Origin of the sequence: Streptomyces sp. NPDC096311 (genome assembly GCF_044763085.1) — a bacterium.
Taxonomy (GTDB): Bacteria; Actinomycetota; Actinomycetes; order Streptomycetales; family Streptomycetaceae; genus Streptomyces.
On sequence record NZ_JBIWFN010000021.1, the window covers coordinates 49,553 to 71,690 of the forward strand.

Annotated in this window: 22 protein-coding genes; 7 read left to right on the forward strand and 15 right to left on the reverse strand. The window is 70.7% G+C overall.

The annotated features are described in order from the left end of the window. Both dut and ACIRA5_RS40615 read right to left on the reverse strand, forming a co-directional pair. Positions 1-525 (reverse strand): dUTP diphosphatase, encoded by a 525-nt coding sequence (gene dut / locus ACIRA5_RS40610; RefSeq protein ID WP_054229931.1) that lies wholly within the window; start codon positions 523-525, stop codon positions 1-3. Continuing rightward, positions 522-1,106 carry a PaaI family thioesterase gene (locus tag ACIRA5_RS40615; RefSeq protein WP_403699750.1) on the reverse strand — a complete coding sequence of 195 codons (585 nt, stop codon included), beginning with the start codon at positions 1,104-1,106 and terminating at the stop codon, positions 522-524. The genes dut and ACIRA5_RS40615 overlap by 4 nt, the downstream gene beginning before the upstream one ends. 58 nt (positions 1,107-1,164) lie before the next feature. Here ACIRA5_RS40615 and ACIRA5_RS40620 point away from each other — a divergent pair, with 58 nt between their 5' ends. Further along, entirely contained in the window at positions 1,165-1,626 is a 462-nt protein-coding gene (locus tag ACIRA5_RS40620; protein WP_067375327.1) for a DUF3093 domain-containing protein, read from the forward strand. A 247-nt stretch (positions 1,627-1,873) separates the two neighbouring features. On the opposite strand, the gene ACIRA5_RS40625 is transcribed toward ACIRA5_RS40620, so the two are convergent. The 4 genes from ACIRA5_RS40625 to ACIRA5_RS40640 all read right to left on the reverse strand — a co-directional run bounded on the left by ACIRA5_RS40625 (position 1,874) and on the right by ACIRA5_RS40640 (position 5,455). Next, positions 1,874-2,845 carry a hypothetical protein gene (locus ACIRA5_RS40625; RefSeq protein ID WP_403699753.1) on the reverse strand — a complete coding sequence of 324 codons (972 nt, stop codon included), beginning with the start codon at positions 2,843-2,845 and terminating at the stop codon, positions 1,874-1,876. Between the two features lie 13 nt (positions 2,846-2,858). Next, the gene (locus ACIRA5_RS40630) at positions 2,859-3,155 is read right to left on the reverse strand and encodes a DUF4193 domain-containing protein (protein ID WP_003997302.1); all 297 of its coding nucleotides are present in this window, start codon (positions 3,153-3,155) and stop codon (positions 2,859-2,861) included. Between the two features lie 392 nt (positions 3,156-3,547). Beyond that, positions 3,548-4,795, reverse strand: a complete 1,248-nt coding sequence (locus tag ACIRA5_RS40635) for a sensor histidine kinase (RefSeq protein ID WP_403699756.1) — start codon at positions 4,793-4,795, stop codon at positions 3,548-3,550. 6 nt (positions 4,796-4,801) lie between these two features. Continuing rightward, complete coding sequence (locus tag ACIRA5_RS40640; protein ID WP_010983842.1) at positions 4,802-5,455, reverse strand: response regulator transcription factor; 654 nt, start codon at positions 5,453-5,455, stop codon at positions 4,802-4,804. 417 nt (positions 5,456-5,872) lie between these two features. Between ACIRA5_RS40640 and ACIRA5_RS40645 the strand changes: the two genes are divergently transcribed. Next, on the forward strand, positions 5,873-6,046 hold the full coding sequence (locus ACIRA5_RS40645; RefSeq protein ID WP_165854003.1) for a hypothetical protein: 174 nt from the start codon (positions 5,873-5,875) through the stop codon (positions 6,044-6,046). A gap of 137 nt (positions 6,047-6,183) precedes the next feature. On the opposite strand, the gene ACIRA5_RS40650 is transcribed toward ACIRA5_RS40645, so the two are convergent. Then, positions 6,184-6,999, reverse strand: coding sequence for an inositol monophosphatase family protein (locus ACIRA5_RS40650; protein WP_403699759.1), 816 nt, complete (start codon positions 6,997-6,999; stop codon positions 6,184-6,186). A gap of 8 nt (positions 7,000-7,007) precedes the next feature. Further along, positions 7,008-8,135 carry a ferrochelatase gene (locus ACIRA5_RS40655; RefSeq protein WP_403699762.1) on the reverse strand — a complete coding sequence of 376 codons (1,128 nt, stop codon included), beginning with the start codon at positions 8,133-8,135 and terminating at the stop codon, positions 7,008-7,010. 188 nt (positions 8,136-8,323) lie between these two features. On the opposite strand from ACIRA5_RS40655, the gene ACIRA5_RS40660 reads away from it, so the two are divergent. Further along, entirely contained in the window at positions 8,324-9,562 is a 1,239-nt protein-coding gene (locus ACIRA5_RS40660) for an MFS transporter (protein WP_403699765.1), read from the forward strand. Beyond that, positions 9,522-10,841, forward strand: coding sequence for a D-arabinono-1,4-lactone oxidase (locus ACIRA5_RS40665; protein ID WP_403699768.1), 1,320 nt, complete (start codon positions 9,522-9,524; stop codon positions 10,839-10,841). The genes ACIRA5_RS40660 and ACIRA5_RS40665 overlap by 41 nt, the downstream gene beginning before the upstream one ends. Here ACIRA5_RS40665 and ACIRA5_RS40670 read toward each other — a convergent pair. Next, entirely contained in the window at positions 10,765-11,541 is a 777-nt protein-coding gene (locus ACIRA5_RS40670) for a hypothetical protein (protein WP_403699770.1), read from the reverse strand. The genes ACIRA5_RS40665 and ACIRA5_RS40670 overlap by 77 nt on opposite strands. Before the next feature lie 471 nt (positions 11,542-12,012). On the opposite strand from ACIRA5_RS40670, the gene sepH reads away from it, so the two are divergent. Further along, positions 12,013-13,068 carry a septation protein SepH gene (sepH, locus tag ACIRA5_RS40675; protein WP_097224578.1) on the forward strand — a complete coding sequence of 352 codons (1,056 nt, stop codon included), beginning with the start codon at positions 12,013-12,015 and terminating at the stop codon, positions 13,066-13,068. An 85-nt stretch (positions 13,069-13,153) separates the two neighbouring features. Here the strand turns inward: sepH and ACIRA5_RS40680 are convergent, their stop codons facing one another. Beyond that, positions 13,154-14,005, reverse strand: coding sequence for a sulfurtransferase (locus ACIRA5_RS40680; RefSeq protein ID WP_403699773.1), 852 nt, complete (start codon positions 14,003-14,005; stop codon positions 13,154-13,156). 324 nt (positions 14,006-14,329) lie between these two features. Here ACIRA5_RS40680 and ACIRA5_RS40685 point away from each other — a divergent pair, with 324 nt between their 5' ends. Further along, positions 14,330-15,133, forward strand: coding sequence for a VOC family protein (locus ACIRA5_RS40685; RefSeq protein WP_352051137.1), 804 nt, complete (start codon positions 14,330-14,332; stop codon positions 15,131-15,133). A 20-nt stretch (positions 15,134-15,153) separates the two neighbouring features. Here ACIRA5_RS40685 and ACIRA5_RS40690 read toward each other — a convergent pair whose 3' ends face one another. The 4 genes from ACIRA5_RS40690 to ACIRA5_RS40705 all read right to left on the reverse strand — a co-directional run bounded on the left by ACIRA5_RS40690 (position 15,154) and on the right by ACIRA5_RS40705 (position 20,607). Next, a complete protein-coding gene (locus tag ACIRA5_RS40690) occupies positions 15,154-15,801 on the reverse strand; it encodes a thymidine kinase (protein WP_352051136.1) in 648 nt (215 codons plus the stop codon). 62 nt (positions 15,802-15,863) lie between these two features. Further along, positions 15,864-17,051, reverse strand: a complete 1,188-nt coding sequence (locus ACIRA5_RS40695) for a nucleotide pyrophosphatase/phosphodiesterase family protein (RefSeq protein WP_352051135.1) — start codon at positions 17,049-17,051, stop codon at positions 15,864-15,866. Further along, positions 17,051-17,638 carry a DUF5998 family protein gene (locus tag ACIRA5_RS40700; RefSeq protein ID WP_054229916.1) on the reverse strand — a complete coding sequence of 196 codons (588 nt, stop codon included), beginning with the start codon at positions 17,636-17,638 and terminating at the stop codon, positions 17,051-17,053. The genes ACIRA5_RS40695 and ACIRA5_RS40700 overlap by 1 nt, the downstream gene beginning before the upstream one ends. A gap of 149 nt (positions 17,639-17,787) precedes the next feature. Next, positions 17,788-20,607: a GNAT family N-acetyltransferase gene (locus ACIRA5_RS40705; RefSeq protein ID WP_403699778.1), complete on the reverse strand. Its 2,820-nt coding sequence runs from the start codon at positions 20,605-20,607 to the stop codon at positions 17,788-17,790. Positions 20,608-20,785: 178 nt separating this feature from the next. Here ACIRA5_RS40705 and ACIRA5_RS40710 point away from each other — a divergent pair, with 178 nt between their 5' ends. Next, positions 20,786-21,067: an HPr family phosphocarrier protein gene (locus ACIRA5_RS40710; protein ID WP_403699781.1), complete on the forward strand. Its 282-nt coding sequence runs from the start codon at positions 20,786-20,788 to the stop codon at positions 21,065-21,067. Positions 21,068-21,249: 182 nt separating this feature from the next. On the opposite strand, the gene ACIRA5_RS40715 is transcribed toward ACIRA5_RS40710, so the two are convergent. Beyond that, on the reverse strand, positions 21,250-21,945 hold the full coding sequence (locus ACIRA5_RS40715) for a GntR family transcriptional regulator (protein WP_403699784.1): 696 nt from the start codon (positions 21,943-21,945) through the stop codon (positions 21,250-21,252). Positions 21,946-22,138 lie beyond the last annotated feature (193 nt).

Here is a 22,138-nt window from a genome sequence, read left to right on the forward strand (position 1 = left end):
TCACTGTCCTTCCCGGTCGGATACGACCGAAGCGTATCGATTCCCACCCGTTGTGCCGCCCACGGCGGCATGACCACCAGTGGACCCGAAGCCCCCTGCGGCCCGCGCCGAGTCGGGAAGTTCCGCGACCTCCTGGAAGCGGACCTTCTCGACCTGCTGGACGACCAGTTGAGCAATCCGGTCGAAGCGCTCGAACCGCACCGACTCGCGCGGGTCGAGATTCACCACGATCACCTTGATCTCCCCACGGTACCCGGCATCAACCGTCCCCGGGGCATTCACGAGGGCGACACCGCAGCGGGCGGCAAGCCCGGAACGCGGGTGCACGAAGGCCGCGTACCCCTCGGGCAGCGCGATGGACACACCCGTGGGCAGTACGGCGCGCTCGCCCGGCTTCAGTTCACGACTCTCGGTGGTACGCAGATCTGCTCCCGCGTCACCGGGCTGCGCGTACTCGGGAAGCGGTACGTCCGGGTCGACGCGGCGGATCAGCACGGCGAGTTCTTGACGGGGCTCGCGGGTCACGGGTTCACCTCGAAGGCACGGACACGGCGGATCTGGTCCGGTTCGTTCATGGCGGCCCGGATCTCCTCCGGGCGGCCGTTGTCGATGAAGTGGTCGACCTTGACCTTGATGAAGAGGGCGTCCGCGCGAACGGCGACGGGCCCGTCGGGGCCACCGATCCGCCCGGTGGCGGTCGAGTAGATCTTGCGGCCGACCACCGCCGTGACCTCGGCCTCGAGGGACAGCACCGTGTCCACGGGGACAGGCAGGACGAAGTCGGTCTCCAGGCGGCCGGTGACCGCGACGGTGCGCAGCAGCCAGTTCAGCGAGCCGAGCGTCTCGTCGAGGGCGGTGGCGAGCACTCCGCCGTGCGCGAGCCCCGGGGCGCCCTGGTGGGCGGGCCGTACCGTGAACTCCGCCGTGACGGTGACGCCCTCCCCCGCGCGGGCCTCCAGGTGCAGTCCGTGCGACTGCTCCCCACCACACCCGAAACACTGTTCGTAGTGGGCGCCGAGGAGCTCGCCGGGGGCGGGCGCGTCGGGGTGCCGCACCGGCGCGACGGCGTCGGCGGGAGGCTGCAGAGCTGCGGAAGTACGACTCACAGCCGCAGACCTTACCCGCGCGTCCACCAAGTCTTCGCACCGTGCCAAGCTTGGCTTCATGCAGCTCTCCGCCTCCCCGTACGAAGAACGCCTCACCGCCCCCCGCAGCTGGTGGGCGATCTGCTTCCTGATCGGGATAGCGATGGCCCTGGTCTTCCTCCCCTTCGGCACGCTGCCGCTGCTGGGCGCGCTGGTCGGCGGCACCGCGGTCTCGGCGGTCGTGGCGAGCGCGTACGGGTCGATCCGCATCCGGGTCGTCGGTGACTCCCTGATCGCGGGCGAGGCGAAGATCCCGGTCGCGGCCCTGGGCGACGCGGAGATCATGGACCAGGAGGAGGCGCGCGCCTGGCGCACCTACAAGGCGGACCCGCGCGCCTTCATGCTGCTGCGGGCCTACATCCCCACGGCCCTCCGCGTCCAGGTCACCGACCCGGCCGACCCCACGCCGTACCTGTACCTGTCGACGAGGGAGCCGGAGCGCCTGATCGCGGCACTCGAGGCGGCTCGGGCCACGGCGTAGGACCACCGGAATCAGGGGGGCTTGCGAAGAAGAAGTCGCGCCCCGAACCACCTCGGCGCGCGACAGTACGCCTTCGGGTAGCGGTTACGCACCGGCGCACACCGCTCCACGGACAGTGCGTCTCCGCATGCAGTGCTCCCGGCCCAGCACGAGCCGGTGCCGCCCACGAGCCGGAGATCCTCACGAGCCGGTGCCCCCTGCCCCGTCGCTCGTCTCGACTCGGCGGGCGGGCGGTGCCGGGCGGGGCTCAGTGCCCCAGTTCCTTGGGGATCTCCCCCATCCGCAGGGGATCCGTCGGCTTCTCCAGGGGAGGCAGCTCCGCAAGCGCGTCCCACGGCACCTGGGACTTGCGCAGGTCCTTGCGGATACGCGCCGCCAGGCGTTTGGTGTCCCGGCGGTTCATGACCGCTCCCACCGCCGCGCCCACCATGAACGGCATCAGGTTCGGCAGATCCCGGACCATGCGTTTCATGATCTGCTGGCGCAGCTCGCGCTTCATCTGGCCGCCCAACGCGGCGTTGATCGTCGACGGTTTGGTCACGTCGATCCCGCGCTCGGAGGACCAGGAGTTCACATACCCGGTACTGCGCTGTTTGAGGTTGCCCGGCGGCCGAAGGCCATAGACCTCGTGGAGCTCGGCGATCAGCTTCAGCTCGATCGCGGCGACGCCGGTGATCTCCGCGGCCAGCTCGGTCGGCATCGCGGGCGGCACGGGCAGCATCGCGGCGGCACCGATCCCGGCGCCCACCGTGGACGTCGCGTTGGCCGCACCCGCCACGAGCTTGTCCGCGAGCTGTTCGGGGGTGAGTCCCGGGAACTGCCCGCGGAGGGTCGCCAGGTCCCGTACGGGGACGCGCGGCGCGATGTCGATGATCCGGTCGGCGAGGTGGGACAGGCCCGCCCTGGCCCTGCTGCCGCCCTTCTGGACGCCCTTTCTGACCCCGTCCCGAAGGCCGGCCGCACGGCGGCCGGTGGCGGGAACGGCGACGTCCGCCGGAACCGAACCGTCGGACGGTTCCGGATCGCCGGCCGGCTTCACCATGCCGGCCCGCTCGAAGGCGCCTGTCGGCGCCGTGGCGGGCGCCCGCTCGAGCGAGGCTGATCCTGGTCGGGAAGAGCCCCGCTCGTCGTCACGCACGCCTTCAGGGCCGTCTGAGGGCCCATCGTCCGCTGCCCGTGAAGGGAAGCGGCGCTTCCAAGGTGGGGTCGAGCCAGTCACGGCCGACCCTGCCTCAGTCGCAGTCGCGGCAGATCGGCTGACCGTTCTTCTCGCGGGCCAGCTGGCTGCGGTGGTGCACCAGGAAGCAGCTCATGCAAGTGAACTCGTCCTGCTGCTTGGGCAGCACCCGGACGGCCAGCTCCTCGTTCGAGAGGTCCGCTCCGGGAAGCTCCAGGCCTTCTGCGGCCTCGAACTCGTCTACATCGACAGACGACGTGGACTTGTCGTTCCGGCGAGCCTTCAGTTCTTCAAGGCTGTCCGAGTCGACGTCGTCGTCGGTCTTGCGTGGGGTGTCGTAATCCGTTGCCATGTCGCTCTCCCCCTCTGGGTGTCTGCGGTGTCTCAGCGCACGTAACGCGTGAGAGGCCGGACTTGTGCCCGACCTGAGGCGGAGATTTTGCCTCACATCAAGGTCTGTTACTCAATCGACACCCAACCGGACTCCTCATGAGTGATCGGCTTGGATGGCGATGCGGACCGTACACGGTCCGAAGGGCCCACTTCAAAGGCGTCCCACCGTGTACTTCCCGTGATCTAGACCCCCGAAAACCCGGATTTTCCCGGCTTTACGACAGCCTGCGTGACCACGGAGAGTAGATGGCCAGAAATTCGCCCTTGTGATCGATCACACACGAGTCTCCCGGATGGGCGACCAGAAAATTCCGCGCAAAGCGAACATCGCCGCGTGTCCGCGACATGTTCTCAGATCGGCAGGGTGACGCGCATCACGAGCCCACCCCCCTCGCGCGGCTCTGCCGCGATATGGCCCCCATGTGCGCGGGCCACCGACCGGGCGATGGAAAGGCCGAGGCCCACGCCCTTGTCGCTGCCCGTGCGCTCCGTACGCAGCCGCCGGAAAGGCTCAAAAAGATTGTCGATCTCGTACGCGGGAACCACCGGACCCGTGTTCGTGACCACCAGTACCGCCTGGCCGTGCTGGACCTGCGTCGTGACCTCGACCCAGCCGTCGTCCGGCACGTTGTACCGCACCGCGTTCTGGACGAGGTTCAGGGCGATGCGCTCCAGCAGTACGCCGTTGCCCTGGACGACCGCCGCGGCGCGCTCCCCGCGGATCGCCACACCCTTGGCCGCGGCCTCGGCGTGCACCTGGTCGACGGCCTGTGTGGCGACCTCGGCGAGGTCCACGGGCTTGCGCTCGACGATCTGGTTGTCGCTGCGGGCAAGCAGCAGCAGTCCCTCGACGAGCTGCTCGCTGCGCTCGTTGGTGGCGAGCAGCGTCTTGCCGAGCTGCTGGAGCTCCATCGGGGCTCCGGGGTCGGACAGGTGCACTTCGAGGAGCGTGCGGTTGATCGCGAGCGGGGTGCGCAGTTCGTGCGAGGCGTTGCCGACGAACCGCTGCTGGGCGGTGAAGGCCCGCTGCAGCCGCTCCAGCATGTCGTCGAAGGTGTCCGCCAGCTCCTTCAGCTCGTCGTCGGGGCCGTCCAGCTCGATCCGCCGGGACAGGTCCGAGCCCGCCACCGCGCGCGCGGTGCGGGTGATCCGGCCGAGCGGCGACAGGACGCGGCCCGCCATCGCGTAGCCGAAGGCGAAGGCGATGATCGCGAGGCCGAGCAGGGCGAGCAGGGAGCGGCTGAGCAGGTCGTCCAGGGCCGTCTGACGCTGATGGTCGATGCAGTTGCTGATCGCGACGTTGAACTCGTCGAGTGACAGGTTGCCCGCCTGGACGGCGGGGCAGTTGTCGCTGCTCACCTTGATCGACGTACCACTGACGATCTTGAAGAGCGGCTCGGCGCCCGTGTTCAGGGCCTGCGCCGCGAGCAGATAGATGATCGACAGCAGCATGATGCCGGCGATCAGGAACATGCCGCCGTACAGCAGCGTGAGCCGTATGCGGATGGTCGGACGCAGCCAGGGGAACGGGGGCTCCGCCCTTCTGGGGTCCCAGGTGGGCTTCGGAGGCGCCGTGGGGGGCGCGGGAGTCGTGGCCACCGCGGATCAGATCCGGTACCCGGAGCCGGGCACGGTGACGATGACCGGGGGTTCCCCGAGCTTGCGGCGCAAGGTCATGACGGTGACGCGGACGACGTTGGTGAAGGGGTCCGTGTTCTCGTCCCAGGCCTTCTCCAGGAGCTGCTCGGCGGAGACGACGGCGCCCTCGCTTCGCAGCAGTACCTCCAGGACGGCGAACTCCTTGGGCGCGAGCTGGACCTCCTTGCCGTCGCGGAAGACCTCGCGCCGGTTGGGGTCGAGCTTGATCCCGGCGCGCTCCAGGACGGGTGGCAGCGGCACGCTCGTACGACGCCCGAGAGCACGCACGCGTGCCGTCAGCTCGCTGAACGCGAACGGCTTGGGGAGGTAGTCGTCGGCGCCGATCTCCAAGCCCTCGACACGGTCGCTGACGTCGCCGGAGGCGGTGAGCATCAGCACGCGCGTGGGCATACCGAGCTCGACGATCTTGCGGCAGACGTCGTCGCCGTGCACGAGCGGGAGGTCGCGGTCGAGGACGACCACGTCGTAGTCGTTGACGCCGATGCGCTCCAGGGCGGCCGCACCGTCGTACACGACGTCGACGGCCATGGCCTCCCGGCGCAGTCCGGTGGCCACCGCATCGGCGAGCAGCTGCTCGTCCTCGACGACGAGTACGCGCACGTCGCTTGTCCTTCCTCTGTCCACCCGCGTAGCGCCTCTTCGGCACACGTGGGCAGGGGGGTCTGTCATGGGTGAGGCCTCCATCCTGCCCTTTTCGGCCATAAACCGGCTGTAAGGCGGGTGAGAGGCGACCGGTACGACGGTCTCGGGGCCCGGGAATGCGAGATTTTCTCGTCGGGTTGAGGTTTCCACGGAAGGGAGCGGGGGGTAGGACGGCTTTACACCCCGCGATCACGCTCTGCATGTGGCAAGCCACCTTGTGGTACGTCCAACCGCTTCCGCAGAGCGGGCGTGGGTGTCCGGCACCGTCGCCGCCCAGCCCGGGCAGCGCTGGGCACCCTCTGGAGACGTGATCGCCCCTTCCCAACGGCACACCCCCGTGCCACCGACCCACGACCCAGGACGAGGGGGCGCAGCATGGACGCATTCACCGCAGGACTTCTGCAGCGCATAAGGGCGACCGAGTCCGACCTGACGCGGGCTCGCGAAACAGGCGACGACTTCCTCGCGGAAGTCGAGCAGGCCGAGCTCGAGGACCTGCGCCGCCTTGCCGCCGAGCACGGTGTGGAGGTCGGCGCGTCGCGCGTCTGAGCAGTTCGTACGAGAGCGGGGCCCCGGCATCGATCCAGTGCCGGGGCCCCGCTCCGTTGTTGTGCGTACCGAATTCCGTAGCCGCTGTACGCACCGGGAACAGCGCGTGCCGTACGGACCGGGAACAGCGGGTGTCCTCAGTCGTGCCAGGCGCCGAACTCCTCCAGAAGCCGCTGGAGGGGCTCGAAGACACCAGGGGAGGCCGCGACCGCCAGATCGCCCCCGGGGCGCTCTCCGGGGCGTCCACCGGTCAGGGCGCCCGCCTCACGGGCGATCAGGTCGCCCGCCGCGAGGTCCCAGGGGTGCAGACCGCGCTCGTAGTAGCCGTCGAGGCGGCCCGCGGCGACGTCGCACAGGTCGACGGCCGCCGAACCGCTGCGCCGGATGTCGCGCAGCAGGGGGATCAGCCGGTGGGCGACCTCGGCCTGGTGGACCTTGACCTCGGTCACGTAGTTGAAGCCGGTCGAGACCAGGGCCTGGTCCAGGGGCGGCGATGGGCGGCAGGCCAGCCGGCGCTCGCCGACCCAGGCCCCGCTGGCACGGGCGCCCCTGCCGCGCACGGCGCTGTAGGTCTCGCCGCGCATCGGTGCCGCGACGACTCCGACGACGGTCTCGCCGTTCTGTTCGGCCGCGATGGACACCGCCCAGGTCGGCAGCCCGTAGAGGTAGTTCACCGTGCCGTCGAGCGGGTCGACGACCCAGCGGATGCCGCTGGTGCCCTCGCTGGAGGCGCCCTCCTCGCCGAGGAAGCCGTCGTGGGGGCGGTGCTGGGCGATCAGGTCGGTGATCAGCTTCTCGGCGGCGATGTCCATCTCGGTGACGACGTCGATCGGGCTGGACTTGGTGGCGGCGACCGTGAGGTCCGCCGGGCGGCCGTCCCGCAGCAGCTCGCCGGCGCGGCGGGCGGCGTCGTGGGCGAGCTGGAGCAGTTCGGTGTGCAGGGGCTCGATCAAGGCGCTCCTCAGGCGTACGGACTGTCGGCGCCCGCGGCGGCGGGCTTGGGGGCACGGGCCGGGCAGCAGCCCACAGGGCACAGGCCGTGGCTCGCGCCGAGCGCGCCCAGGGCGCAGGGTGTCACCTGCAGCCCGTTCTCCGTCGCGGCGCGCTCCAGGACGAGGTCGCGGATCGCCGCGGCAAAGCGGGGGTCGGCGCCCACGGTGGCCGAGCGGCGCACGGGCAGCCGCAGCTCCGCCGCCTTGGCCGTCGCCTCCGTGTCGAGGTCGTACAGCACCTCCATGTGGTCCGAGACGAACCCGATGGGGGCCATCACGACGGCCGGGACCCCGGCCCCGTGCAGCTCCTCCAGGTGGTCGCAGATGTCGGGCTCGAGCCATGGGATGTGCGGGGCTCCGGAGCGCGACTGGTACACGAGCTGCCAGGGGTGCTCGATCCCGGTCTCCTCGCGCACGGCGTCGGCGATCAGCTTCGCCACGTCCAGGTGTTGCTCGACGTAGGCGCCGCCGTCGCCGTGGTCCTCGGCCGGGCCGGAGGTGTCGGCGGCCGCAGTGGGGATGGAGTGCGTGGTGAAGGCGAGATGCGCGCCCGCCCGTACCTCCTCGGGGAGCTCGGCGAGGGACTTCAGGACGCCCTCGATCATGGGCTCCACGAAGCCGGGGTGGTTGAAGTAGTGCCGCAGCTTGTCGATCTTCGGCAGCTCCAGGCCCTCGGACTCCAGGGCCGCCAGGGCGCCGGCGAGGTCCTCGCGGTACTGCCGGCAGCCCGAGTACGAGGCGTACGCGCTGGTGGCGAGGACGAGGACGCGGCGGCGGCCGTCGGCGACCATCTGGCGCAGGGTGTCGGTGAGGTACGGCGCCCAGTTGCGGTTGCCCCAGTACACGGGCAGGTCCAGGCCGTGGTCCGCGAAGTCCTTGCGGAGGGCGTCGAGCAGGGCACGGTTCTGGTCGTTGATCGGGCTGACCCCGCCGAACAGGAAGTAGTGCTGCCCCACTTCCTTCAGCCGTTCCTTGGGGATGCCTCTCCCCCGCGTCACGTTCTCCAGGAACGGAACCACGTCGTCCGGGCCCTCGGGGCCGCCGAACGAGAGCAGGAGCAGGGCGTCGTAGGGGGTGGCATCGAGCACGTCTGGCATGGGCCCGATCCTGCCATCCGTCACTGACAGCCGGACAACAGCCACATGACAAGCGGAATCGGGAAGTGCGCGAGGTGGTGCGTTAGGGTCCCCTAACCCGTAAGCTGTATCGGCCACCTACACGCCTTACCGGAGTCCGACCGCACGCAGTGACCGTGCGGCCTGGCCGAGCCCACCGGAGACCCTTCGTGCCCAGCCCGTACCGCGCCCTGTTCGCCGCCCCCGGCTCCAAGGGCTTCTCCGCCGCGGGCTTCCTCGGCCGGATGCCCCTGTCGATGATGGGCATCGGCGTGGTGACGATGATCTCCCAGCTCACCGGGCGGTACGGGCTCGCGGGCGCGCTGTCGGCAACCATGGCGCTCGCGGCCGCGGTGATGGGCCCGCAGGTCTCGCGGATGGTGGACCGGCACGGCCAGCGGCGGGTGCTGCGCCCCGTCACCCTGTTCGCGCTCGTGGCGGCCGCCGGGCTGCTGCTGGCCGCGCGCTTCGAGTGGCCGGACTGGGTGCTGTTCCTCTGTGCGGCCGGGATCGGCTGTGTCCCGAGCATCGGCGCGATGATCCGGGCCCGCTGGGCGGCCCTCTACGGAGGCACCCCGCAGTTGCACACCGCGTACTCGTTCGAGTCCGTGGTGGACGAGATCTGCTTCATCTTCGGGCCGATCTTCTCCATCGGCCTGTCCACGGTGTGGTTCCCGGAGGCCGGGCCGCTGCTCGCCGCCTGCTTCCTGGCGGTGGGCGTCTTCTGGCTGACCTCCCAGCGCGCGACCGAGCCCGTGCCGCACCCGCGTGAGCACCACACCAGCGGTTCGGCGCTGCGCGCGGCCGGACTCCAGGTCCTGGTGGCCACGTTCGTGGCGACCGGAGCGATCTTCGGGGCCGTGGACGTGGTCACCGTGGCCTTCGCGGAGGAGCAGGGCCACAAGGGCGCCGCGAGCGTGGTTCTGGCCCTCTATGCGGCGGGTTCCTGCGCGGCGGGAGCCGTGTTCGGACTGCTGCACTTCAAGGGGGCGCCCGAACGTCGGTGGCTGCTGGGCATATGCGCCATGGCCGTGAGTATGATCCCCCTGCTACTGGTCGGAAACTTGCCGTTTCTGGCCGTGGCGCTGTTCGTTGCGGGCCTGTCCATCGCTCCCACGATGATCACGACGATGTCCCTCATCGAACAGCACGTACCACGCGCGAAACTGACCGAGGGCATGACCTGGGTGAGCACCGGACTCGCGGTCGGGGTCGCGCTCGGCTCCTCCGTGGCCGGCTGGGTGATCGACGCCGCCGGTGCGAAGGCCGGGTACGGGGTTCCGGCGGTGTCCGGAGCCGTCGCGGTCGCGGTCGGATTCCTCGGGTATCGCCGGTTGAACAGGCCGGTTCCGCAGCGGGAGGGGACCCATGAGCACCACAGTGAGCGGGAAGAGCGGCACGTGGCGTAACTGGGCGGGGAACGTCACCGCCCGTCCCGTACGGGAGGTCACCCCCGCTTCGGTCGAGGAGCTCTCCGCGGCTGTACGCAAGGCTGCCGACGAGGGTCTGAGGGTCAAGGCCGTCGGCACCGGGCACTCCTTCACCGCCGCCGCCGCGACCGACGGCGTGTTGATCCGCCCTCAACTGTTGACCGGCATCCGCAACATCGATCGCGCGGCCGGGACCGTCACCGTTGAGGCGGGCACCCCGCTCAAGCGTCTCAATATGGCTCTCGCGCGCGAGGGGCTGTCGCTCACGAACATGGGCGACATCATGGAGCAGACGGTCTCGGGCGCGACCAGTACCGGAACGCACGGTACGGGCCGCGACTCGGCCTCGATCGCCGCGCAGATCAAGGGACTTGAGCTGGTCACCGCGGACGGTTCGCTCCTCACCTGCTCCGAGGCGGAGAACCCTGATGTCTTCGCGGCGGCCCGGGTGGGCATGGGCGCCCTGGGGATCGTCACCGCGATCACCTTCTCCGTAGAGCCCATGTTTCTGCTCACGGCCCGCGAGGAGCCGATGACCTTCGATAAGGTCACCGCCGACTTCGACGAACTCTTCACCGAGAACGAGCACTTCGAGTTCTACTGGTTCCCGCACACCGGCAACTGCAACACCAAGCGCAACAACCGCAGCGCCGGCCCCGAGAAGCCGATCGGGCAGATCAGCGGCTGGATCGAGGACGAGTTCCTCTCCAACGGGGTCTTCCATGTGGCCAATCTGGTCGGCCGCGCCGCGCCCGCCACCATCCCGACGATCGCCAAGATCTCCAGCCGGGCGCTGTCCGCGCGGACCTACACCGACATTCCCTACAAGGTCTTCACTTCTCCGCGCCGGGTGCGCTTCGTGGAGATGGAGTACGCCGTTCCGCGCGAGGCGCTTGTCGAGACGCTGCGCGAGCTGAAGACGATGGTCGACCGCTCGTCCCTGCGGGTCAGCTTCCCCGTCGAGGTGCGCACGGCCCCCGCGGACGACATCGCGCTCTCCACGGCGTCCGGGCGGGAGAGCGCCTACATCGCCGTCCACATGTTCAGGGGTACGCCCTATCAGGCGTACTTCACCGCGGCCGAGCGGATCTTCACGGCGCACGAGGGCCGCCCGCACTGGGGCAAGGTCCACACCCGCGACGCGGAGTACTTCTCGAAGGTGTATCCGCGCTTCGGCGAGTTCACGGCGCTGCGGGACCGTCTTGACCCGGATCGCCGCTTTGGGAACGACTACTTGCGTCGGGTGCTGGGCTCGTAGGCGAACCGTCCGTGGGCGCCGGGGTGTCGCCCGGTGCCTGCGAAGCGGCACCGGAACTCGGCGTCGGTGCAGGGGATGTGGCACGGCCGTCACCCTGAGTGGTGCCGGTCCCGGCGCCGTCTTCGGTGCCGGGAGTGCTGTCGGTGGCCGACGGCTCACTCGACGAGGACCCGCTCGAAGGGCTCGAAGGCGTCGTGCCGGGCCTTGAGTGGGAGCCGGAGCCACTGCCCTTGAGGGCGTCACCGACGGTGGTGCTCGTGCCGTCGCCGCTGAAGCTCCGCCCCGACACCAGCTCGTACGTCGTGATCCCCGCCATCGTGACGCCGAAGACGAGCGCCGCCGCGATCACCGGCCGCTTCCAGCTCTTGACCCGGGCGCGATAGACGGTGCCCTCGGTGAACGCCCCCGGTACCGGAGCCTGCTCGGGCCTCGGCTTCGCCGGGACCGTGACATCGCGGAGCTGTTCGCCGGTGCGCTTGAAGAAGTGCTGGAAGACGGTGCCTCCACAGGTGGCGATCGCGCTGACCACTCCGGCGCCCAGGATCGTCCCGTACACCCCGAAGTAGGAGGCGAGTTTGGCCGCCACCACCGCGGCCACGGCGCTGCCCGCCACTTGCGGAAGGCTCAGGTCCACCCGCTTCCTCCTCGGTGCCCCTTCCTTCGCCCCCGGTTCCTCGCCGGTATCCGACTTCTCGCGCATCCCCGGACCTTGCCTGCCTTTCCCGTACTTCTCGACCGCTTGCACGAGAAAGGGACGGACGGGCGAAACGTTTAGTTCCGTTTCTGGTGATTACGTGAAGTACGACACGTTTCAAGGTCACCAATACGGCACAGCGGACGGCCAACTACCACCCCTCACTAGAAGTTGGGCGGCGTGCCGATCCACGCACATGGCCCGAATGGAGTACTGTTGCGAGCCCTGGGTCCGGACTCCCGCCAGGGTGTCCGGGGCCTGACAGGACCGCCGGGAGGGGGCTCGTTGCACAGGGTGATGGAGTTCGTCACTTAGCGTTGCGAATAGGTAACCGTGCCATAACGGCGACCCCGGGCCCGTGCCCGACACGCCGGGCAACTCGGCAAGGTTGTGGCAGGCTGCACCCGGGCAGGCCACACTCGACTAGCGGAAGCAGCGACGCACGTGACGTCGGCAGGCACCACCCGGGAGGTCCCCATGCCCGAACTGCGTGTCGTGGCCGTCTCTAACGACGGCACACGGCTGGTGCTGAAGGCTGCGGACAGCACGGAGTACACGCTTCCGATTGACGAGCGTCTGCGCGCCGCTGTTCGCGGCGACCGTCCCCGCCTCGGCCAGATCGAGATCGAGGTGGAGAGCCATCTCCGCCCCCGAGACATCCAGGCGCGTATACGTGCCGGCGCCTCCGCGGAGGAAGTCGCCCAGCTCGCGGGAATCCCCGTCGACCGGGTGCGTCGCTTCGAGGGCCCCGTGCTCGCCGAGCGTGCCTTCATGGCCGAGCGGGCCCGGAAGACTCCTGTCCGCCGCCCCGGCGAGAACGCCGGACCCCAGCTCGGTGAGGCCGTCCAGGAGCGACTGCTGATCCGGGGCGCCGAGAAGGACACCGTCCAGTGGGACTCGTGGCGTCGTGACGACGGCACGTGGGAAGTGCTGTTGGTCTACCGGGTCGCGGGCGAGCCGCACTCGGCGAGCTGGACGTACGACCCGCCCCGGCGACTCGTCCAGGCCGTCGACGACGAGGCGCGCTCGCTGATCGGCGAGTCCGACGACCTCGCGGCGCCCGAGCCGAGCTTCCCGTTCGTCCCGCGTATCGCACGGCTGCCGCGCGACCGCCCGCTGGACCGTGCCCTGGACCGGCAGATGGAGCGCCCGAGTCTGCCCGGGCCTTCCCCCGAGCCGATCGAGGAGAGTGTGAGCGACCGCGACTCGCTCACCAGCCTCCTGGAAGCGGTACCCAGCTTCCGGGGCGACATGGTGGTGCCCGAGCGGCCCGCCACCGCGGAACTCCCGGCGACGGAGGAGCCACCCACCGAGCCCGAGGCGGAGGAGCCCCCGGCCCCCGCGGCCTCGGCCGGTGCCGGGTCCGCCTACGCGGACGTGCTCATGCCCCGCTCGGTCGGCAGCCACCGCGACCGGCTCGTCGGCGCGACCGACCGCCAGGCCGAGGCCGACGGCGTCCGCCCGGGCCGCAGAGCGGCGGTCCCGAGCTGGGACGAGATCGTCTTCGGGACGCGACGAAAGAAGCAGGACTAGTCAGTTGTACGACATCGGGGCCCGCGCCACGCTGGAGCGGGCCCCTTTGCCGTTACTCAGGGTCGGGGCCCACCGCGACGTGCCGTTACTGGGGGTCGGGGCCCACCGCGACCGGACGGCCACTGTCCCGCGACCACTCCGACCAGGAACCCACGTACAGCGCGGCCGGGATGCCCGCGACGGCGAGCGCCAGCACCTCGTGGGCGGCGGACACGCCCGAACCGCAGTAGACACCGACCTCCGAAGTGCCGGTCACGCCGAGGGACTTGAAGCGCTCCGCGAGCTCACCCGATGGCCGGAACTCGCCGGTCTCCGTGACGTTCTCCGTGGTCGGCGCCGAGACCGCGCCCGGGATGTGCCCGCCCACGGGGTCGATCGGCTCGACCTCGCCCCGATAGCGTTCCCCGGCCCGGGCGTCGAGCAGCAGCCCCGTTCGGGCGAGCGCGGCGGCCCCGTCCGCGTCCAGCAGCGGCCGGGAGCCCGCGACCGGCTCGAAGGTTCCGGGGGCGGGCTCGGGGACATCCGAGGACACCGGCCCGCTCCAGGCGGCCAGCCCGCCGTCAAGCACGCGCACCGACGGATGCCCCGTCCAGCCCAGCAGCCACCAGGCCCGCGCGGCGGCCCACCCCACGCCACCGTCGTACACGACGACATCCCGGTCCGCGGACACCCCGGCGGCCCGCATCGCCTCGCTGAAGACCTCCAGGTCGGGCAGCGGATGGCGGCCGCCGTCGCCCGGCTCCCCGGCCAGTTCGGCATCCAGGTCGACGAAGACCGCGCCGGGGATGTGGCCTGCCGCGTAGGCGGCCCGGCCGTCGAAGGGGGCGGCCCCGGCGGCTGTCGCCGTGGAGAGCTGCCAGCGGATGTCGAGCACGACCGGCGGGTTCGGTCCCACCAGGTCGCTCGCGAGTTCGGATGCGGAGATGATGGCGTTCATGGCCACCATCCTTGCGCACGGGGTGGCCCCGGCGTCCAGGTCCGGCTACTCTGCTCGGCCGGACAGGTCCGATCACCGGGCGTACGGGATCGGGCACATGCTGTACAGCCGATGGACACTCCCCGGCAATCGCGCGGAAACGGATGGGAAACGGCTCATCGGGCATTCTCCGGCAGTGGACCACTACACGATGACGCCGCCGGGGCGCGCAGGGTGACGGGTGGTGCGAGCATCGGCACGGGGCGTGCACGCGCGCGATTGCGGTACGCGTGTTGGTAGGCGGAAGGTGAACGGCCACCGCGAGGGGCCGAGAAGAGAGTGACGATGACCGAGGCACGGGAGTCGGCCGGCCCGAACGGCACCACGAACGCTCGGCACGCACCCGGCGTGCCCTGCTGGGTGAGCCTGATGGTGCACGGGATGGCCACGACCCAGGAGTTCTACGGAGAGCTGTTCGGCTGGGAGTTCCAGCCTGGCCCGCGGCAGCTCGGCCCGTATGCGCGGGCCCTGCTCGACGGCCACGAGGTGGCGGGAATCGGGCAGATGCCACCCGACCGGCATCTGCCGATCGCCTGGACGCCGTACTTCGCCTCGGAGGACGTGAACCACACCGCCGAGTCGGTACGGCACTGCGGCGGCACCGTGGGCGTGGGCCCCCTGGACGCCGGAGAGGCCGGGCGGCTGCTGATCGCCTCGGACCCCACGGGTGCCGTCTTCGGGGTCTGGCAGGCGGCGGCCCATCTGGGCACGGCACTCCACGGGGTGCACGGCACCCCCGCCTGGATCGAGTTGGTGACCCGCGACACCGAGAGCGTCGTCAAGTTCTACCAGGGGGTCTTCGGACACGAGCCGGAGCCGGTCGTCTCGGCCGACTTCGACTACATGACCCTGCACATCGACGGCCGCCCGGTGGCAGGCATGCACGGCGTCGGCCACGGCCTGCCCCGCGACCGCGGCCCGCACTGGCTGACGTACTTCGAGGTCGCGGACGTGGACGAGGCCGTCACCCAGGCCACCGACCTCGGCGGACACCTCCTCAAGGCGGCCCACGACTCGCCCTACGGACGGGTGGCCACGGTGGCGGACCCGGAGGGCGCGGTGTTCTCGGTCATCCGCACCGAGCGATGACGCACGCCGCGCGCTGAGAGTCAGGCGGAGGCGATCGGCAGTACGTCGGGCGACAGGGCGCTCGCGCGGGCCGTCGCCGCCGTCATCCGGCGCCGGTGGTGTCGACGGCACAGGACCTCGTAGCCGATGTCCTCCGCCTGATTGACGTCGCCGACGACCACCTGGGCGCCCTCGACGACCATTTCGCCGCCTATCGTCCGGGCGTTGTGGGTGGCACGGGCGCCGCACCAGCACAGGGCCTCGACCTGGAGGACCTCGACCCGGTCGGCGAGCTCCACGAGGCGCTGGGAGCCGGGGAAGAGCTTGGAGCGGAAGTCGGTGGTGATGCCGAACGCGAAGACGTCGACGCCCAGGTCGTCGACCACCCGGGCCAGTTGGTCGATCTGGCCGGGGGCCAGGAACTGCGCCTCGTCCGCGATCACGTAATCCGCCCGGCCGCCCTGGGAGAGGTGGTCGACGAGGTACCCGTACAGGTCCTGATCGTCCGCGACCTCCACGGCGTCCGTGACCAGGCCGAGGCGCGAGGAGAGCTTGCCCTCCCCCGCGCGGTCGTCGCGCGTGAAGATCATGCCCTGCAGGCCCCGGGCCGAGCGGTTGTGCTCGATCTGGAGAGCCAGCGTCGACTTCCCGCAGTCCATCGTTCCGGAGAAGAACACCAGCTCGGGCATGGGGAGTTGAGCACCTTTCGGCAAGAAGGGAGGCAGGCGGAGGAGAGACGGGCGGGGAGGCGTCAGGTACGTACTTCCAGGAGCGGAACGTGCTGCTCCACCGGTGCCATCGAACCGTGGTTGCCGACCATCGCCGACTCCTTCGGCTCCCGCTCGGTCGCGACGATCAGGACGTCGTCGCAGGCCGCCGCCACGACGTCGCCGATCCGGGCGTACACCCGTTCGTCGACCTGCGGCCCGAACCAGCCCGCCGCGATCGCCTCGTCGCGTGAAGCCACCCAGAACTGCTCGCCGAGCACCTCGCGCCAGCAGGTCAGGACGTCCGCCTCGGCACCCGGGACGGCGTACACATGCCGGGCCCGGGCCTCGCCGCCCAGCAGGGCGACTCCCGCGCGCAGCTCCCAGTCCTCGTCGAAGTCGATACGGTGCTGCTCGTCGAAGGGGATGTCGATCATGCCGTGGTCGGCGGTGATGTACAGCGCCGCGCGCGGCGGCAGTTGCTCCGCGAGGCGCTGGACCAGGCGGTCGACGTACATCAGCTGACCGCGCCAGGGGTCCGAGTCGACGCCGAACCGGTGGCCCTTGCCGTCCACCTCGGCGTAGTAGGTGTACACCAACGAGCGGTCACCGGCGGCCAGTTGTTCGGCCGCGAGGTCCATGCGCTCCTCGCCGGACAGCCTCCCGTGGAACGTTCCGCCACTCAGGGCGATCTTCGTGAGCGGGGTGTTCTGGAAGGTCGGGGACGTGACCTGGGCCGTGTGCACACCCGCCGCGTCCGCGAGCTGGAAGACGGTGGGGTACGGCTGCCAGGCACGGGGTTCCGTCCAGGGACTCCAGCGCAGCTGGTTCATCAGCTCGCCGGTCCTCGGGTTGCGCACGGTGTAGCCGGGCAGGCCGTGCGCGCCCGGCGGCAGGCCCGTGCCGACGGAGGCCAGGGAACTCGCGGTGGTCGCCGGGTAACCGGCGGTGATCGGGCGGCCGGTACCGCCGCGCGAGCCGGCGAGGAGGGAACTCATGAAGGGAGCCTCGTCCGGGTGCGCCTTCAGTTGCTCCCAGCCGAGACCGTCGATCAGGAAGACGCAGTTCCGGTCGGCCTCGGTCAGTTCCGGTATGGCGGTGGTCATGCCGGGGACGCCCATGCCGGCGGCGAGCGTGGGCAGCAGATCGGCGAGCGAGCCCGCGCCGTATTCGGGGACGGGCGCGGAATCGATGGCCAGCGGTTCCGGGTGGTCCCAGGTGGGCAGCGCCATCAGCGGGTGATGTCCGCGGTCGCCTCGGAGAGGGACTGCGCGAAGGCGAGGGCCTGGCGCACCGTCTCCGGGCCGTCCCCGGCCTCGCTGACGCGCAGGCTCAGGTCGTCCGCCGTCGAATTACCCGTGTAGCCGTGGTCCGCCTCGCAGTTGGGGTCGCCGCAGGCCGCGGGCTCCAGGTCGATGCGGGAGACCGCGCCCCAGCCGATGGTCAGGACGACCTCGCGGGGCAGCGTGCCCGGCGTGTACGACTCGGGGTTGGCGACGACCCGGCTGACGACGACCGACGAGATCCGGCCGAGTTTCACGGACTCGGTCGAGGTCGTGGCGTACGGCGTCGGTGAGGTCGTGTCCGCGTTCTGCTCGTCGGTGTGACTCACGATGAAGCGGTTGCCGGTGAGGACGAGCACGGTCACGTGCCGGCGCACCTCGTTGGCGTCGAACGTCGTCTCCTGGTGGACCAGGTACGACCGGATGGTGTCGCCGCCGATCGCGGCCTCCACCGCCTCGGCCACGAGGGCCGGGTAGTAGCCGCTGCGCTCGATCGCCGCTCGCAGCCCCTGGGTCGTCGTACTGGTCTTGGCCATGACGTCCATCCTACGGTGGCCCGCTGACTGCGAGGCACCGCTCGCGGGTGTCTGTCGTGGACGGATCAGAACGAATCCTCGACGGCGGCGGGCGCCGGTACCGCTCGCACGACGGGCCGGCGCGGCTCGGACGACTGCACCGGTACGGCTCAGACGACGGGAAGCGTCCGGGGGCCGAGGTCGTCGCGGACGGGGGCGCGGGCCAGCCGCACGGTGGCGCCGAGCACGCTCAGGCCGCGCGGGGCGACCACCACCGGCTCCAGGGAGACGGCGACGACCTCCGGGTGGTCGTCGACCAGCCGCGAGACGCGCAGCATCAGCTCTTCGAGGGCCACGGTGTCGACCGGCGCCGAGCCACGCCAGCCGAACAGGAGCGGCGCCGTCCGGATCGACCGGACCAGCGAGCTCGCGTCCCGGTCGGTGACCGGAACCAGCCGGTGTGCCGTGTCCCCGAGCAGCTCCGACGCGGCTCCGGCCAGGCCGAACGAGAGCACCGCTCCGGCCGCCGGGTCGATGACGGCCCGTACGACCGTGTCGACCCCGCGCGGCGCCATGCCCTGCACGACCGGGCGCAGCACCTCCGGCGTTCCGAAGAGGTCGGTCAACTCCGTGTACGCCCTCCTCAGTTGCGCCTCGTCCGTCAGATCCAGGCGTACGCCGCCCAGGTCGGCGCGGTGTCTCAGGTGCGGTGCGGTGGTCTTGAGGGCCACGGGGTAACCGAGGGTGCGCGCGGCCGCCGCGGCCTCGTCGGGTGTCGGGGCGGGCAGTGCCCGGTGTACCTCGATGCCGTACCGCCCGAGCAGCACGCAGGCGTCCTCGGGGGCGAGTGTCAGTCCCGAGCCCCGGGAGAGCAGCTCGTCGATCTGCTCGGCGGCGCCCTTCTCGTCGATGTCGTCGTACTCGGGGACCTTGCCGGGGTCGGCCGCCTCGCGCCGCCACTGGGCGTATTTCACGGCCTCGCCGAGGGCGCGGACGGCGCGCTCGGCGGCCGGGTAGGCGGGGATGAGCCGGGGGCTCGCCTCCGAGGGGCCGCCCACGGCGGTGGCCGGGCGTTCGGCGGGACGGAGTGCCTGGCGCGCGCCGGGTGCCGTGGACGCCGCCTGTGGTGCGGTGCTGGCCGCCGCGGACAGGGCCTCCGCGAGCCCGCCGAGCTCGACGTGCACCACGAGCACCGGCTTCGCCGGGGCCGAGGCCGAGGCCGATCGCAGGGCCTGAGCCAGGGCCGCGTCCTGGGCCGGCGTCTCCCCCACGGCCGGTATGGCGGTCACCACCACGGCGTCGCACCTGTCATCGGCGAGGGCTTTCGTCAGCGCCCGGTGGAAGTCCTCCGCCGAGGCCGCCGTGGTCAGATCCAGCGGAGGAAGCGGTCGCAGTCCTTCGGCCAGGCACGCGTCGAACGTCAGCAGTCCCAGGGACTCCGAGTTGCCGAGGATCGCCACCCGGGGTCCCGCGGGGAGCGGCTGGCGGGCCAGCAGAAGCCCCGCGTCGACCAGCTCGGTGATCGTGTCGACCCGGATCACCCCGGCCTGCCGCAGCAGCGCGGACACGGTGGCGTGCGGCAGCCGGGTGGCCCGTACGGCATGCCCCTGGGGAGCGGCGGCGTGCCGCGCGCCCTGGACCACGACCAGCGGCTTGGCGGCCGCCGTCCGCCGGGCGAGCCGGGTGAACTTGCGCGGGTTGCCGATGGATTCGAGGTACATCAGGGCGACGTCGGTGTCCGGGTCGTCGTACCAGTACTGCAGTACGTCGTTGCCGGACACGTCCGCCCGGTTCCCGGAGGAGACGAAGGTGGACACGCCGGTCACGCCGGTGACGCCGCCGCCGCGCCGGTGCAGCCGGGAGAGCAGTGCGATCCCGATCGCGCCGGACTGCGCGAACAGGCCTATCCGCCCGGGGCGCGGCATCTCCGGCGCGAGCGAGGCGTTGAGGCGCACATCGGGGGAGGTGTTGATGACCCCGAAGGCGTTCGGCCCGATGATGCGCATCCCGTACGTACGCGCCTGGCGGACGAGTGCGCGCTGGCGCTCGCGTCCGGCGGGGCCGCTCTCGGCGTACCCGGCGGAGACGACCACGAGGCCCTGCACCCCGTGCTCGCCGCACTCCGCGACGACTTCGGGGACGTACGGCGCGGGCACGGCGACGACCGCGAGGTCGACGGGCTCGGCGATGTCGCGGACGGAGCGGTGGGCCGGGACGCCGTCGATCTCCTTCGCCTGGAGTGCCTTGTTCACGGCGTACAGCCGCCCGGTGAAACCGGCCGCGCGCAGGTTGTCGAGAACGCTGCGTCCCACCCCGCCGGGGGTGCGGCCCGCTCCGATGACGGCGACCGAGCCGGGCGCGAGCAGTCGCTGCACGGACCGCGCCTCGGCGCGCTGCTCCCGCGCGCGCTGTACGGCGAGCGAGCGGTCGGTGGGTTCGAGGTCGAACTCCAGGCGTACGACGCCGTCCTCGAAGTGCCGCTTCTGCTGGTACCCGGCGTCCGTGAACACCTTGATCATCTTGGTGTTGGCGGGCAGTACCTCGGCGGCGAAACGGCGGATGTCCCGCTCTCTGGCGACGGCCGCGATGTGCTCCAGGAGGGCCGAGGCGACGCCGCGGCCCTGGTGGGCGTCCTGTACGAGGAAGGCGACCTCGGCCTCGTCCGCGGGTACCGAGGCGGACCGACCATCGGCATCAATACGGTCATAGCGTACGGTGGCGATGAACTCGCCGCCGACCGTGGCCGCGAGTCCCACCCTGTCCACAAAGTCGTGGTGCGTGAAGCGGTGGACATCCTTGGCGGACAGGCGCGGGTAGGGCGCGAAGAAGCGGTAGTACTTCGACTCGTCCGAGACCTGCTCGTAGAAGCTCACCAGCCGCTCGGCGTCGTCGACGGTGATGGGTCTGATGCGGGCGGTGCCGCCGTCGCGCAGCACCACGTCGGCCTCCCAGTGGGAGGGGTACTCGTGCCGGTCCGACGAGGTCTGCATGGGCCCCAGAGTACGGCTCGCGTCCGACAACGGCGCGAGGCAGGCTGGGGGCACCGAAGTCGGATCCAGGCCGGGATCCGAGGCGGAGTTCGGGGCGGGAACAACACCCTGCCCGGACTCGCTTCACGTTGTGGAACACTGGTCTAGACAACCCTGAACACCTGAAGGGCAGCATCACATGGCTGAGCGCCGCGTCAACGTCGGCTGGGCCGAGGGCCTCCACGCCCGTCCCGCCTCCATCTTCGTCCGGGCGGCCACGGCCTCCGGTATCCCCGTGACGATCGCCAAGGCGGAGGGCAACCCCGTCAACGCGGCCTCCATGCTGGCGGTCCTCGGCCTGGGCGCCCAGGGCGGCGAGGAGATCGTCCTCGCCTCGGCCGCCGAGGGCGCGGACGCCGCGCTCGACCGGCTGGCGAAGCTGGTGGCGGAGGGTCTCGAGGAGCTCCCCGAGACCGTCTGAGAAAGAGCCCCTAAACGGGGTTCCTCAATTGATGGCGGGAGTGGCCTTCGCACCAAAAGACCCCACCCCGCACGCATTCGAAGGGCTCGCCTGAAAACATCGGGCGGGCCCTTCGCTTTTCTCATTGCGGGCAGCAGAAATAATCCCCCGCGAATTACCCCTCTTTGTATACGGCGCCGGTGTTAATGACGCACGCCCGTCATGTTTACGGGATGTTGCGAAGTCCTCACACGCTCCGGACGATCTCCCCCGCCGGGAAAACGCAGCCGATGCGCGACCGTCGCGCGCTCGGTGTGCAGCGCCGTGACGGCCCGCGCCCGCTCGCTGTCGCCGCGCGCCACCGCGTCCACGATCCCGCCGTGCTCCGCCCAGGACTCCGCCGGATTGGCCGGCGCCTCGACCGCGTACATCCAGGCGATCTTGTGCCGCAGCTGGGCCAGCGTGGAGGTCAGCGCCGGGCTCCCGGAGGCCTGCGCGAGGGTCTCGTGGAACCAGCCGCCGAGCGACCGCAGATCCTCGCTGTTCCCCCTCCTGGCTCGCTCCTGCCCCAGTCTGACCAGGCCTCGAAGCACCTTGAGGTGGGCCTCGGTGCGCCGCTGCGCGGCCCTCGCGGCGCCCAGCGGTTCCAGGAGCATGCGCATCTCGAGCAGGTCCGCGCCCTCCTGCTCGGTGGGCTCCGCGACGCACGCGCCCGCGTGCCGACGAGTGACGACGAAGCCCTCGGCCTCCAGCGTGCGCAGCGCCTCGCGCACGGGGACCCGCGAGACGCCGTAGCGGCGCGCGAGCAGTTCCTCGGTGAGCCGGCCGCCGCGCTCGTAGACACCCGCGACGATGTCGTCACGGATCGCCGTGCATACCGAGTGCGCGGGAATGCGCATGACCGGACCTCCGCCTTAATCCCCGCGAAACGCGGTCGATTGACGCTTGTTCAGCGACTCTATTGCAGAGAACCGGAATTTCCGATGGCAGGCCGGAATCCATGGATATTTTTTGGACAGACAGACGTTCGAAACGACGAAGCCCCGGCTGGGGGGAGCCGGGGCTTCGGAAGTGCTGACGCCGGTCGTCGGA